The following is a 12426-nucleotide window of genomic DNA, read 5'->3' on the forward strand; positions in this document are numbered from 1 at the left end:
CGCCCTGACGACCCGGCGAAGCGGACTCTTAGGGTGAGCCCGTGCGCGACATCGCTGTTTTCACCGGATCCGCTCATCCTGAACTGGCCGCCGAGATCTGCGACCACCTCGCCGTGCCGCTCATGCCGACCCGGATCTCCCGGTTCGCCAACGACTGCATCGAGGTGCAGTTGCAGGGCAACTGCCGGGAACGGGACGTCTTCCTGATCCAGCCCCTCTCCCCACCCACCCAAGAGCACCTCGCCGAGTTGCTCTTCATGCTCGACGCCGCCCGGGGCGCCTCCGCCGGCCGGATCACCGTGGTGCTGCCGCACTACGCGTACGCGCGGAGCGACAAGAAGGACGCCCCGCGCATCTCGATAGGGGGCCGCCTCGTCGCCGACCTGCTCACCACCGCGGGCGCCGACCGGGTGCTCGCCATGACCCTGCACTCGCCGCAGGTGCACGGCTTCTTCAACATCCCGGTCGACCACCTGCATGCGCTGCGGGAGCTGGCGAACCACTTCCGGCGGTACGACCTGAGCAACGCGGTGGTGGTCTCCCCGGACCTGGGCAACGCCAAGGAGGCCGCGGCCTTCGCCCGGATGCTCGGCATCGAGGTGGCCGCCGGTGCCAAGCAGCGGTACGCGGACGACAAGGTAGTGATCAGCTCGGTGATCGGTGACGTCGCCGACCGGGACGTGATCGTGCTGGACGACGAGATCGCCAAGGGTAGTACGGTCTTCGAGCTGCTGGCCCGGCTGCGCGAGCGCAACGTGCGTACCGTGCGGGTGGCCTGCACGCACGGGCTCTTCTCCGGTGACGCGGTGCAGCGGCTCTCCGCGGAGAAGGAGATCGAGGAGATCGTCTGTACGAACACGGTGCCGATCCCGCCGCACAACCGCACCGAGAAGCTGACCATCCTGTCGGTGGCGCCGGCCCTCGCCGAGGCGATGCGGCGGATCCACAACGGTGAATCGGTGAGTGCGCTTTTCGCCTGAGATTTGAGAGAACCGGCCTCATGACGGTCGTCTAACGCGAATCATGACCCACATGGGTGTCATGGCTTACCCCCTCCGGTACGCGCTCGCCGACCTCGCCCTCGCTCTCAGCCGAGCCGGGGCCAACCCGGCCGAGGTCCGCTCCACGGCCGCCCGCGCCGCCGCCGACATGATCGGTGACGGTGCGGGCGTGCAACTGCTCCGCGATGACGGCCGGTACGAGGAGATCTCGTACCACCACCTCGACAACGAACGTTCCGGCGTGCTGGCCCGGGCTCTGGACCGGGCCGGTGACACGCCGGACGACGAGTACTCCACCACCCTTGCCGCGAGCCGCCGGCCGATCGTGCTGGCCGGTGAGGCGGCGGCCGGGCTGGCGAACCCGGAGCACAGCATCACGGCGGCGGTTCTGTGCCCGGTGATCGTCGACAACACGTACGCCGGTTTCCTGCTCCTGACCCGGCACACGCCGGACGCCTTCTATTCGACGCCCGAGGTGGAGCTGGCCCGGGACATCGCCGGTGAGGTCTCCTTGGCGGTGTCCGCGGCCCGCGCCCAGGAGCGGCTGCGTGCCGCCGAGGAGCGGTACCACCGGGTGCTCGAGACGATCCCGGAGGGCGTGCTCCAGCTCGACCCGGAGGGCGTCGCCACCTATGCGAACGAGCCGATCGGCGTGGTCCTCGGGATGCCGCGGGCCGAGCTGATCGGGGTCTCGCTGCGCGGGTTCCTCGACAACGTCGGCCAGAAGGAACTGGACCGCCGGATCGCCGAGTGCAAGACCGGGCGGTCCACGGTGGGCGCGACCCGGCTGATGCGGGCCGACGGTTCGCGGCGCAGCGTCCGGATCAGCATGATGCCGGTCCGCGACGACCACGGCGAGTTCGCCGGTGTGCTCTGCATGATCACCGACACGACGGACCACATCGACGCCCGTGGCCTGAAGCGCCAGCTCGACCATCTGCGCCGGCTGGACAGCCTGGGCCAGCTGATCGGTGGCCTGTCGCACGACTTCAACAACCTGATGACGGTGGTCGCCGGCTCGGCCGACATGATCCTGACCGGCACCGAGGAGGGCACGCAACCGCATCAGCTCGCGCAGGACATCCTGGACGCGGTGGCGACCGGGCGCACCCTGACCCACCAGCTGCTCGCGTTCGGCCGCAGCGAGGGCAACCGGCCCGAGGTGATCCCGATCCCGGACCTGCTCACCGACGTGCAGTCGCTGTTCAGCCGCACCCTCGGCGAGCGGATCGGCCTGGACCTGACGTTCGGCCCGGACGTCTGGCCGGTGAAGGCCGAACGCGGCCCGCTGGAGCAGGCCCTGGTCAACCTGGCCGCGAACGCCCGGGACGCGATGCTGCACGGCGGCATGGTCCGGGTGACGGCCACCAACGAGGTGGTCGAGCCGGGGCAGTTCGAGGCGGAGAACGCGCCGGCGGGCAAGCTGGTGCACCTGGTGGTCACGGACACCGGTGTCGGCATGGACGAGGACGTACGCCGCCGTGCGCTGGAGCCCTTCTTCACCACCCGGCCGACCGCTGCCGGTCTGGGTCTGGCCACCACCGCCGGCATCGTGCAGAACCTGGGCGGCCACATCGAGCTGGAGTCGAAGCCGCGGATGGGCACCACCGTGCACATCTACCTGCCGGCGGCCGAGGAACGACCGGCGTCGGCCGGTGAGGGCCGCACCAAGCAGGCGGTGATCGGCCGGGTCCTGATCGTCGAGGACCAGCCGGACGTGGCGCAGCTGGTGCAGCGGCTGATCGCCCCGGCCGGCTACGAGATCGCGGTCGCCACCGACGCGCTGATGGCGGTCACCCAGGTCGCCTCGGGCGCGCGGCCGGACCTGCTGATCACCGACGTGGTGATGCCGACGATGACCGGCCCCGAGCTGGCCGGCGCGCTCCGCACCCATCAGCCGGATCTGCCGGTGCTCTACATGTCCGGGTACTCGGCGGCGTCGCTCGGCCCGCAGCTGCACCTGGACGACAACAGCATGCTGCTGGAGAAGCCGTTCACCCGGTCCACGCTGCTCGGCGCGATCCGCTCGCTGTGCGGCCCGCAGCCGGTGCGGCAGGCGGAGAGCCCGCCCGGTTCTTCGCCCGTGCGGCAGAACGAGGGGCCGCCATCGGAGTGACGGCGGGACGGCCACTCCTCCCTCTGGGTGCGAATCTGCGCCCAGAGACTTGCCAGACGATCCGGACAAACAGCAGTATTCCGGGGCATTGCCGTCGGCGGAAGGACCCGGAGTGGCGAAGGACCCCGGAGAGGCCAAGGAGCGCCAGGATCCCACGAGTACCGGCTCGGACACGCCACTCCCCGGGCGGTGTGTCGGGAATTCGTACCTTTTGGTCCGACCGATCGGTCAGGGCGCCACCGGCACCGTCTGGCGTGGCGAGGACCGCGCCACCGGCGAACCCGTGGCGATCAAGCTGCTGCACGACAGCCTGCTCCGGCAGCCGCGCCTGGTCACCCGCTTCGTGCAGGAACGCACCATCCTGCTGATGCTGCGGCATCGCAACGTGGTCCGGGTCCGTGACCTCTTCAGCGCGGGCGAGTCACTGGGCCTGGTGATGGACCTGGTCGCCGGCGGCAGCCTCCGCGAGCACCTGCACCGGCGCGGCACCTTCGCGCCGGCCGAGGCGGTCCGGCTCGCCGGCCAGGTGGCGTCCGCCCTCGCCGAAGCCCACGACCTCGGCATCATCCACCGCGATCTCAAACCGGACAACATCCTGCTCGGCGGCGACGAGGGCGACCTTGAGACCCGGCTCACCGACTTCGGCATCGCCCGGATCCTCACCCTGCCCAGCATGACCACGCCGAACGCGGTCGTCGGCACCCCGCACTACATGGCGCCCGAGGCGTTCCACGGCGCCACCCCCAGCCCGGCCACCGACGTGTACGCCCTCGGCGTGCTGCTCTACGAACTGGTCACCGGGATGCCGCCGTACCGCAGCGACTCCATCCCGGAACTCATGCGCCTGCACGTCGAGGCCGATCCGGAACGCCGGCCCGGCATCCCCGACCCGCTCTGGCGGATCATCAAGATGTGCCTGGCCGGCAAGCCGCGCCAGCGACCCAGCGCGGCCGACCTGGTCACCGACCTGACGTTCCTGGCCCGCAACCTGGCGGACACGCCGGCCCTGCCCCGGCCCGGCGGGCCCGCGGCCGGCGCGGCCGTCCCCTCCGACGGCGACGACCTGCCGGTCCTCTGCCGCCCCGCCGGCGGCGACCCGGACGCACCCGCCGACGACGAGCCCGCCCCCGCAGGCGGCAAGCCCGGTTCCGGGCGCGATGAGCCCGGTTCCGGGCGCGATGAGCGCGGCTCCGGGCGCGATGAGCGCGGGTCAGCAGGCGACGAGGCCGTCTCCGCACCCGGCGGCGACAATCTCGGCGGCGTGCCCGATTCCGCGCGGGACGATGGGGGCGCGTCCGCCGAGGGACGGGCGCTCTGGCCCGTACCCCGTCTGCCGCTTCCCCGGCGCCGGCACCGCGGCAATGCCGCCCCCGCCTACCGATGGTCGCGTCCCGGCGCCACCGCCGTCGTGGTGGCCGGGACCATGCTCGCGTCCGGGATCGCTACGACCGCCTGGCACCTCGGCCGGTCCGGCACTCCCGCCGCCGCGCCGCCCGCGATGATCGCCGAGCCCAGCCGGCCACCGTTCGTGGCGACGACCCGTGCCTCCGCTGCCGTCTCCGCGCCCGCGCCGCGGCCACCCGCGCAGACCACCCGGACCGCGCACACCGGCAAGGCCACGACGGGCGTCGCGCATCCCGCGCCGCGGCGGACCCAGAATGTACGGGCCACCCGCCCCGCCGCCGACCGCAACACCGCCGACCGCGGCGCCACGAACCGCAACACCGGCAGCCGCAGTGCCGGCAGCCGCAATGCCGGAAACCGCGGTGCCGCCAACCGCGGTGCCGCCCGGCCACCCCAGCCCGAGGGCCGGGCGCAGGGTCGCTGGCAGTGCTCGCCGGACCTCGTCTTCGACACGCGTTCGCGCACGCCGATCGGTCTCAAACGGTGTCACCAGCTGGGGGAGGACATCCAGTTCCAGGGCGCGCTCACCGCGCCCGCCGGCGGCCGGGGCCGGATCGAGGTGGCGTTGCAGGACACCCGTACCGGCCGGACCGTCGCCGGCCCCCGCACCTGCACCGACCTGTCGTTCACGCGCCGCTCGATGACCCAGGAGTGCGGTCCGCTGCGGGCCGAGCCGCAGCGCGGGCGGGAGTACGCGGTGGTGATGACGTTCCGCTACATCCGGCACGGCAGGATCGCCCAGAGCACCAGCCGGGGGCGGCCTTTCAGCTGGTGAACCGCTCCGGGGTCAGCGGTTGCGCAGCGTGTCGGCCAGGTGCTGCACGAACGCGGGGTCGTCCTCCGGACCGATCGGGCCGGGCAGGCCGGCCTGTGCGGCTCCGGCAGCGTGCGGGCCGGCAGTGTGCGGGCCGGCAGTGTGCGGGCCGGCAGTGTGCGAGCCGGGGGCGTGCGGGCCGGCAGTGCGCGGGTCGGTCGCGGAGGTGGCCCGGCCGCCGCGGAACCAGGCGATCGCGCCGGCCACGGGGCAGAGCAGGATCAGGATGACCCAGGCGCCCCGGGGGAACGAGCGCAGCTGGGACCGGTCCGTCGCCAGGCAGTCGATCAGGGCGACGACGCTGAGGGCGACGACGACGAGGAAGAGCAGCGTGTTCAGGCGGGCCATGGGGAAAGATCCTGGCAACGCCGGGCGGCGATCCACGGACCACCGAGGTTGCCGCCCGGTTGCGCCCGTTCCGGGGAGTGGCCCGATGGTTTGGGCAAACGGGCGTGCCGCCCCGATTGTGGCTTTTTGGTTGGTGAGTTCGTGGCTGTGGGCCGCTACGGCGGGGCTTGTGTGGGGTGTTGATCTGCTGGCGGTGCGAAATCGCGGTTCTGGGCCCATGATCACAGCGATTTCGTAGCGCTAGCAGATCAACATCTCGGCTGCTTGTTTCGTTGCTCCAGACGAGCCGGGGTGAGCCTCAGACAGATCCGGGGCGAGCTTCAGGGGCGCCGGGGCGAGCCCCACCGCGTAGCCGGCCGGCCACGCCCCGCCGCGTGGCCGGCCGGTCGCGTGAGCGACCGGCCGGTACGCGTCCTCAGCTCGCGGAACCGGCGAAGGCCGGCAGGTAACCGCTGGTGTAGCCGCTGCTGTTCGGGTGGTAGGAGTTCTGCGGCGGGATCACGGTGAGCCCGTTCACCCACGGCCGGGAGGCGCACGCGCCGTGCCCGGCGAACTCGTCCCGGACTTCGGAGTAGACGAAGCCGGCCGCCTCGGCCCGGCTTTTGATCACGTCGTCGAGGGCCTGCGCCCCGCTGTTCAACGACCGCCGTTTCGCGATGCTCATCTCGCAGAGCACCCTCGTGGTGTCGAAGAGCAGGGGGTACGACAGCACGACCACCCGCGCGTCCGGAGCCTTAGCCCGGATCGCCCGGTAGGTCGAGTCGAGTTTGCCGGGCAGCGTGTTGCTGACGTACGCCTTGCCCTCCGCGACCTTTGCCGCGCAGGCCGAGTCGCTCGAGGTCAGGCAGGTGAGCACGGTCGGCGCGAAGCCGGCGTCGTTGCCACCGATGGTGATGCTGACCAGGTCGGCGCCGCTTTTCATGGCCGGCACCTGGGTGTTCAGGACGTCGTCGGTGGTGGCGCCGCCGCAGGCCAGGAACTGGAACGACGTGGGGGAGTTCTGTTTCGCCCACTGCGCGGCGTAGCTGTAGTTGCTGCGCAGGCACGTCCCGGACTGTCCGGGCGCGCCGACGCCGGACGAGTACGAGTCGCCCAGGGCGACATAGTCGGTGCTCGCCGCCTGGGCGGGTGCGGCGAGGGTGAGGCTGAGTGCGGACGTGGTGACGAGACTGGCGAGGACGGTAGCCGCTCTCATCGAAGGCCTCCGATATCCACGAAGGGGGTTCAGGGGCCGAAGCGCTTCGGTTACCGAACAGTAAGTCAATGCCCTCGGAAAAGGAATCCAGTGACATTAATGTTTCGCGGTAGTAGCATGCACCGATGTGACCAGGGGGTATGACCACCGGTGATGTTACATACGCCGCGCGTCATCGCCTCTCAACGGCCGTCGAGCCGATCTTCAGCGTGTCTTCAGATCCACGGGATACGGTCGATCCATGGAAGAGAGCCGGGCCCGCCGGATGGTCCAGACGCTGCGGGACCGCAATGTCTTCGCCCATGTGCGACTGCCCCGTGCCGGTGGCGTGGGTTACGGCATCCGGGTGGTGCTCGCCGACGGGCGTGAGGCGGAGTGGGAGGCCGGCGCGGCCGGGCTCGCCGCCCAGGTGATGCGCAACGGTGTGCTCGTCGGGTTCGTCGAGACGATTCCCGGCTCCGACCAGTTCACCGAGGAGCAGGCGATCGACGCGATCGCGGCGGCCGACTACGACCGGCCGATCGGCCGGTCCGAGGCCCCCGCCGTGCGTCGTCCCGTGCCACCTCCGCCGCCGCCCAGCCTCGCCGACCGCCTCCGCTCGAGCTTCCGCGGCTGAGCGAAGAACTTCCGCGGCTGAGCGAAGAGCTTCCGCGCCTGATCGGAGAGCTTCCGCGCCTGATCGGGGCGCCGGGCTCGGCTCAGGCCGAGTCGCGCCAGACGATCGGGGTGGGCAGCAGCTGGCCGCCGGTCTGGACCTGCTCGCCCTGCAACTGCCGCAGCACCAGCTGTGCCGCGAACGAGCCCAGCTCCTTCGCCGGCTGGTGCACGGTCGACAGTTGCGGCTGGCAGCGCACCGCCCACGTGCTGTCGTCGAAACCGACCACGCCCACGTCGCCGGGCACGCTGCGGCCGGCCTCGCGGAGCACCTCGAGCGCGCCGGCCGCGATGGCGTCGGAGGCCGCGAAGACGCCGTCGAGTTCCGGTTCCCGCTCGAGCAGCAGCCGCATGCCCTTGACGCCTGACCCGTAGTCGTAGTGCGGCACGTCGGCGACCAGGGCGGAGTCGTACGCCGTACCCAAGGCGGTCCGGAAGCCGGTGAGGCGGTCTATGCCGGAGTCCCGGTCGAGCGCGGCCGCGATCATGCCGATCCGCCGCCTGCCGCTCGCGGCGAGGCGGGCGGTGATGGTCCGGGCCGAGTCGACGTTGTCTATGCCGACGAACGGGATGCTTTCGCTCAACTCGGGTGGATGCCCGACAAACGCCGCCGGAAGGGCCAGGTCGGAGATTACCTTGATGATCGGGTCCCGGGTGCGGGCCGACACCACGATGGCGCCGTCGACGAAGCCTCCGCTGAGGTACCGGGCGACCCGCTCGGTGTCGCGCGCGGACTCCACCACCAGGCTGACCATCTGGTGGTCGGCAAGGGACAGCGCGGCGTTCGCGCCGAGCATGATCGAGCCGATGTTGGGGTCGTCGAGGAAGAGCGAATGCGGTTCCAGGGCGACGAAGGCGACCGCTTGCGAGCGGCGCATCTTCAGCGTACGAGCGGCGTTGTTCGGCACGTAGCCGACCTCGAGGATGGCGGCCTCGATCGCCGCGCGGGCCTCGGTGGAGACGTACCCGCCGTTCAGCACGCGGCTCACCGTGCCACGCGAAACCCCGGCGGCGGCGGCGATGTCGTGGACCGTGGCGCGCTTGCGAGGCCGGGACATGCGATCAATGTAGCGCCGCGGCTATTGACCGGGTGCCAGGCCGGTCCTACTGTGTGCACGTTCACACATCCGTAACGACCACTTAGGTTGTCGGAAATGTGTGCACGTGCACAGACCTGTGACCAGGAGTTTTATGTTCAAGCGGAAGACCGGGATCAGCCTCGGCTGTGACTACAACCCGGAACAGTGGTCGCCCGACGTGTGGCGCGAGGATGTCGCGCTGATGCGCAGCGCCGGCATCGACCTGGTGGCCGTCAACATCTTCGGCTGGTCGAACGTGGAGCCGAGCCCCGGCCGGTACCACTTCGACGATCTCGACGAGGTCATCGGCCTGCTGCACGAGAACGGGATCAAGGTCAACCTCGGCACCGGCACCTCGTCGCCGCCGCCGTGGCTCAGCAGCCTGCACCCGGAGATCCTTCCGATGGCCGCCGACGGCACGATCCGGTTCCCGGGCGGCCGCCAGGCCTGGTGCCCCAGCTCGCCGGTCTTCCGGGAGAAGGCGTACGCCCTGGTCGAGCAGGTCGCGCAGCGGTACGGCGCCCACCCGGCCGTCGCGCTCTGGCACGTCTCCAACGAGCTGGGCTGCCACAACGCGCTCTGCTACTGCGAGGCGAGCGCCGTCGCGTTCCGGGAGTGGCTGCGCGACCGGTACCGCAAGATCGAGACGCTGAACGAGGCGTGGGGGACGTCGTTCTGGAGCCAGCGCTACAGCGACTGGTCCGAGGTCCAGACACCCCGGGCCGCGCTGTCGCTGCGCAACCCGGCCCAGATCATCGACTTCCACCGGTTCAGCTCGGACGAGCTGCTCGGCTACTACCGGGACGAGGCCGCGATCCTGCGCCAGCACTCGGCCGTCCCGGTGACCACGAACTTCATGGTCACCGCGCACATCCGCAACCTGGACTACTGGTCCTGGGCGCCGGAGATGGACGTCGTCGCGAACGACCACTACCTGGATCACCGCCTCGGCGACCCGGTCGCGGAACTCTCCTTCGCGGCCGACCTCACCCGGGGACTGGCCGGCGGCGCGCCTTGGATGCTGATGGAGCAGGCCGCCGGCGCGGTGAACTGGCAGCCGCACAACCTCACCAAGGCGCCCGGCGAGATGCTGCGCAACTCGCTGACCCACGTGGCCCGCGGCGCCGACTCGCTCTGCTTCTTCCAGTGGCGGGCCTCCGCGCAGGGCGCCGAGAAGTTCCACTCGGCGATGCTGCCGCACGCCGGCACCGACACCGTCGCGTGGCGGGAGGTGCTGCGGCTCTCCGAGACGCTGGACCGGATCGCCGAGGTCGCCGGCACCACTGTCGAGTCCGATGTCGCGCTCGTCTTCAGCTGGGAGTCCTGGTGGTCGTCGGAGGGCGAGGCCCGGCCGTCGCAGGCGGTCACCTACCTGGACCAGGTGCACGCCGCGCACCGGGCGCTGCGCGAGCTCGGCGTCACCACCGACGTGGTCTCGCCGGATGCCGACCTGAGCGGTTACAAGCTGGTCGTGGTGCCCTGCCTCTACATGGTCAGTGACACGGCGGCACAGCGGATCACCGAGTACGTGGAGAACGGCGGCCACCTGCTTGTCACGTTCTTCAGCGGGATCGTCGACGAGCGCGACCGGATCCGCCTGGGCGGCTACCCCGGTGCGTTCCGGGACGTGCTCGGCGTGCTGGCCGAGGAGTTCGCCCCGCTGCTGCCGGGTCACCAGGTCGGCCTGAGCAACGGCGCGACCGGGACGGTCTGGACCGAGCGGCTGCGGACCACCACGGCGCAGGCGGTCGCGACCTACACGGACGGCCCGCTGCCGGGCGTACCGGCGGTCACCCGCAACACCTACCGCGACGGCCTGGCCTGGTACGCCGCGACCAGCCTGGACCCGCGTGGCCTGCGCGAGCTGACCCGGGACGCGGTCACCGCGGCCGGCGCCACCGCGGCCGGACCCGAGTCCGGCGGTGACGTCGAGGTGGTCCGCCGCAGCGGCGACGGCCGTTCCTACCTGTTCGTCGTCAACCACGGGACCCAGCCGGTGGAGATGTCCGGCCACGACCTGGTCACCGGTGCGCCGATCACCCGGGTCGACGCCGGCGGCGTCGCGGTGATCAAGGAGGAGAGGGAATGACAAGGAAGAGGCCGGTCGCCGCACTGCTCTTCTTCATCCTGCCGTTCGGGCTGCTCTTCGCGGCCTTCTATCTGGCGCCGATCGGGTACGCGATCAAGCAGTCCCTCTACACCGTGGAACGCACCGGCACGTTCGGTCCGGCCCGCGAGGTCTTCGGCGGCCTGGTCCAGTACCAGCGGGTCTTCGCCGACGGCCCGTTCTGGGAGTCGATCGGCCGGGTCCTGCTGTTCGGCGTGGTCCAGGTGCCGGTGATGCTCGGCCTGGCCCTGCTCCTGGCGCTGCTGCTCGACTCGGGCCTGGTCAAAGGGCGCCGGTTCTTCCGGCTCGCCTTCTTCGTGCCGTACGCGGTCCCCGGCGTCGTCGCCGCGATCATGTGGGGCTTCCTGTACTCGCCGAACCTGTCGCCGTTCACCACGCTCACCAGCAAGTGGGACCTGCTCTCCGCGGACCTCGTGCTCTGGGCCATGGCGAACGTCGTGACCTGGGTCTTCGTCGGCTACAACATGCTGATCATCTACTCCTCGCTGCTGGCGATCCCGCAGGAGGTGTACGAGGCGGCGCGGCTCGACGGTGCCGGGGCGATCCGTACCGCCTGGTCCATCAAGATCCCGCTGGTGATGCCGGCGATCGTGCTGACCACCGTCTTCTCGATCATCGGCACCCTCCAGCTGCTCGCCGAGCCGCAGGTGTTCCGGACCTTCAGCTCGGCCGTGACGAGCACCTACACGCCGAACCTGACGGTCTACTCCACCTCGTCCATCCCGAACTTCAACCTGGCGGCGGCGTTCTCGGTGGTGCTGGCGCTGGCCACCTGCCTGCTGTCCTTCGCCTTCCTCAAGGTGACCCAGCGCGGAGGCGACAAGTGAAGCTCAACCGCATCGCCCCGATGGTGATCATGGGGGCCTGCACGCTCTACTTCCTGGTGCCGATCTGGTGGCTGCTGGTCGCCGCCTCGAAGTCCCGGAGCGAGTTCAGCAGCACCGACCCGCTGTGGTTCGCCGACTTCGCACTGATGGACAACCTGCGGGAGCTGTTCGCGTACCGCGACGGGGTGTTCCTGCGCTGGCTCGGCAACAGCATCGTCTACACCGGCGGCGCCGCCCTGCTCGGCACGGTGCTGGCCGCGATGTGCGGGTACGCCCTGGCGAAGTACCGCTTCCCCGGCCGAGAGGCGATCTTCAACGTGGTGCTCAGCGGCGTGCTGGTCCCGGCCACCGCGCTCGCCCTGCCGCTCTTCCTGATCTTCAGCCAGTTCAACGCCACGAACACCTTCTGGTCGGTCTTCCTGCCCAGCCTGGTCAACCCGTTCGGCGTCTACCTGGCCCGGATCTACGCCTCCGCGAGCGTGCCGGACGAGCTGCTGGAGGCGGCCCGCCTGGACGGCTCCGGCGAGGTGCGCACCTTCTTCACGGTCTCCAGCAGGCTGATGTTCCCGGCCCTCGTGACGATCTTCCTGTTCCACTTCGTCGCGGTCTGGAACAACTTCCTGCTGCCACTGATCATGCTCGGCAACGAGCGCCTCTTCCCGGTCACGCTCGGCCTCTACACCTGGAACACCCAGGTCAACCAGTACCCCGAGGTCCGGATGCTGGTGCTGACCGGCGCGCTCGTCTCGATCGTCCCGCTGGTGATCGCGTTCCTGCTTCTCCAGCGCTTCTGGCGCAACGGCCTCGGCTCAGGCGCCATCAAGTAGTCGCACCAACCCCCTCTCTCACCCCGTAAATCC

At 70.5% G+C, this 12426-nt stretch carries 10 protein-coding genes; 7 read left to right on the plus strand and 3 right to left on the minus strand.

The window, feature by feature from the left end:
* Positions 1–41: 41 nt before the first annotated feature.
* From LPA41_RS09680 to LPA41_RS09690, 3 genes are all read left to right on the plus strand, one after another.
* Positions 42–980 (plus strand): ribose-phosphate pyrophosphokinase, encoded by a 939-nt coding sequence (locus tag LPA41_RS09680; protein WP_229069742.1) that lies wholly within the window; start codon positions 42–44, stop codon positions 978–980.
* Between the two features lie 61 nt (positions 981–1041).
* On the plus strand, positions 1042–3117 hold the full coding sequence (locus LPA41_RS09685; RefSeq protein ID WP_229069743.1) for a response regulator: 2076 nt from the start codon (positions 1042–1044) through the stop codon (positions 3115–3117).
* 211 nt (positions 3118–3328) lie between these two features.
* Entirely contained in the window at positions 3329–5296 is a 1968-nt protein-coding gene (locus LPA41_RS09690; RefSeq protein ID WP_229069744.1) for a serine/threonine-protein kinase, read from the plus strand.
* 12 nt (positions 5297–5308) lie between these two features.
* On the opposite strand, the gene LPA41_RS09695 is transcribed toward LPA41_RS09690, so the two are convergent.
* Positions 5309–5683 carry a PLDc N-terminal domain-containing protein gene (locus LPA41_RS09695; protein WP_229069745.1) on the minus strand — a complete coding sequence of 125 codons (375 nt, stop codon included), beginning with the start codon at positions 5681–5683 and terminating at the stop codon, positions 5309–5311.
* A 415-nt stretch (positions 5684–6098) separates the two neighbouring features.
* On the minus strand, positions 6099–6878 hold the full coding sequence (locus LPA41_RS09700) for an SGNH/GDSL hydrolase family protein (protein ID WP_229069746.1): 780 nt from the start codon (positions 6876–6878) through the stop codon (positions 6099–6101).
* A 241-nt stretch (positions 6879–7119) separates the two neighbouring features.
* Between LPA41_RS09700 and LPA41_RS09705 the strand changes: the two genes are divergently transcribed.
* Positions 7120–7494 carry a hypothetical protein gene (locus LPA41_RS09705; RefSeq protein ID WP_229069747.1) on the plus strand — a complete coding sequence of 125 codons (375 nt, stop codon included), beginning with the start codon at positions 7120–7122 and terminating at the stop codon, positions 7492–7494.
* Positions 7495–7576: 82 nt separating this feature from the next.
* On the opposite strand, the gene LPA41_RS09710 is transcribed toward LPA41_RS09705, so the two are convergent.
* Complete coding sequence (locus LPA41_RS09710; protein ID WP_229069748.1) at positions 7577–8590, minus strand: LacI family DNA-binding transcriptional regulator; 1014 nt, start codon at positions 8588–8590, stop codon at positions 7577–7579.
* Positions 8591–8723: 133 nt separating this feature from the next.
* Between LPA41_RS09710 and LPA41_RS09715 the strand changes: the two genes are divergently transcribed.
* From LPA41_RS09715 to LPA41_RS09725, 3 genes are read left to right on the plus strand one after another with little or no spacing between them, the layout of a single operon-like run.
* Positions 8724–10700 carry a beta-galactosidase gene (locus LPA41_RS09715; RefSeq protein WP_229069749.1) on the plus strand — a complete coding sequence of 659 codons (1977 nt, stop codon included), beginning with the start codon at positions 8724–8726 and terminating at the stop codon, positions 10698–10700.
* Positions 10697–11566, plus strand: a complete 870-nt coding sequence (locus LPA41_RS09720) for a carbohydrate ABC transporter permease (RefSeq protein ID WP_229069750.1) — start codon at positions 10697–10699, stop codon at positions 11564–11566. The genes LPA41_RS09715 and LPA41_RS09720 overlap by 4 nt, the downstream gene beginning before the upstream one ends.
* Entirely contained in the window at positions 11563–12393 is an 831-nt protein-coding gene (locus LPA41_RS09725) for a carbohydrate ABC transporter permease (protein WP_374238135.1), read from the plus strand. Before LPA41_RS09720 ends, LPA41_RS09725 begins: the two co-directional genes overlap by 4 nt.
* Positions 12394–12426 lie beyond the last annotated feature (33 nt).

Origin of the sequence: Actinoplanes sp. DH11, assembly GCF_020873875.1 — a bacterium.
Taxonomy (GTDB): Bacteria; Actinomycetota; Actinomycetes; order Mycobacteriales; family Micromonosporaceae; genus Actinoplanes.

Bases quoted from the DNA above. Each gene is read 5' to 3' on its own strand.
- LPA41_RS09685 (WP_229069743.1), top strand. From the start codon at position 1,042: ATGGCTTACCCCCTCCGGTACGCGCTCGCCGACCTCGCCCTCGCTCTC.
- LPA41_RS09695 (WP_229069745.1), bottom strand. From the start codon at position 5,683: ATGGCCCGCCTGAACACGCTGCTCTTCCTCGTCGTCGTCGCCCTCAGC.
- LPA41_RS09700 (WP_229069746.1), bottom strand. From the start codon at position 6,878: ATGAGAGCGGCTACCGTCCTCGCCAGTCTCGTCACCACGTCCGCACTC.
- LPA41_RS09705 (WP_229069747.1), top strand. From the start codon at position 7,120: ATGGAAGAGAGCCGGGCCCGCCGGATGGTCCAGACGCTGCGGGACCGC.
- LPA41_RS09710 (WP_229069748.1), bottom strand. From the start codon at position 8,590: ATGTCCCGGCCTCGCAAGCGCGCCACGGTCCACGACATCGCCGCCGCC.
- LPA41_RS09715 (WP_229069749.1), top strand. From the start codon at position 8,724: ATGTTCAAGCGGAAGACCGGGATCAGCCTCGGCTGTGACTACAACCCG.
- LPA41_RS09720 (WP_229069750.1), top strand. From the start codon at position 10,697: ATGACAAGGAAGAGGCCGGTCGCCGCACTGCTCTTCTTCATCCTGCCG.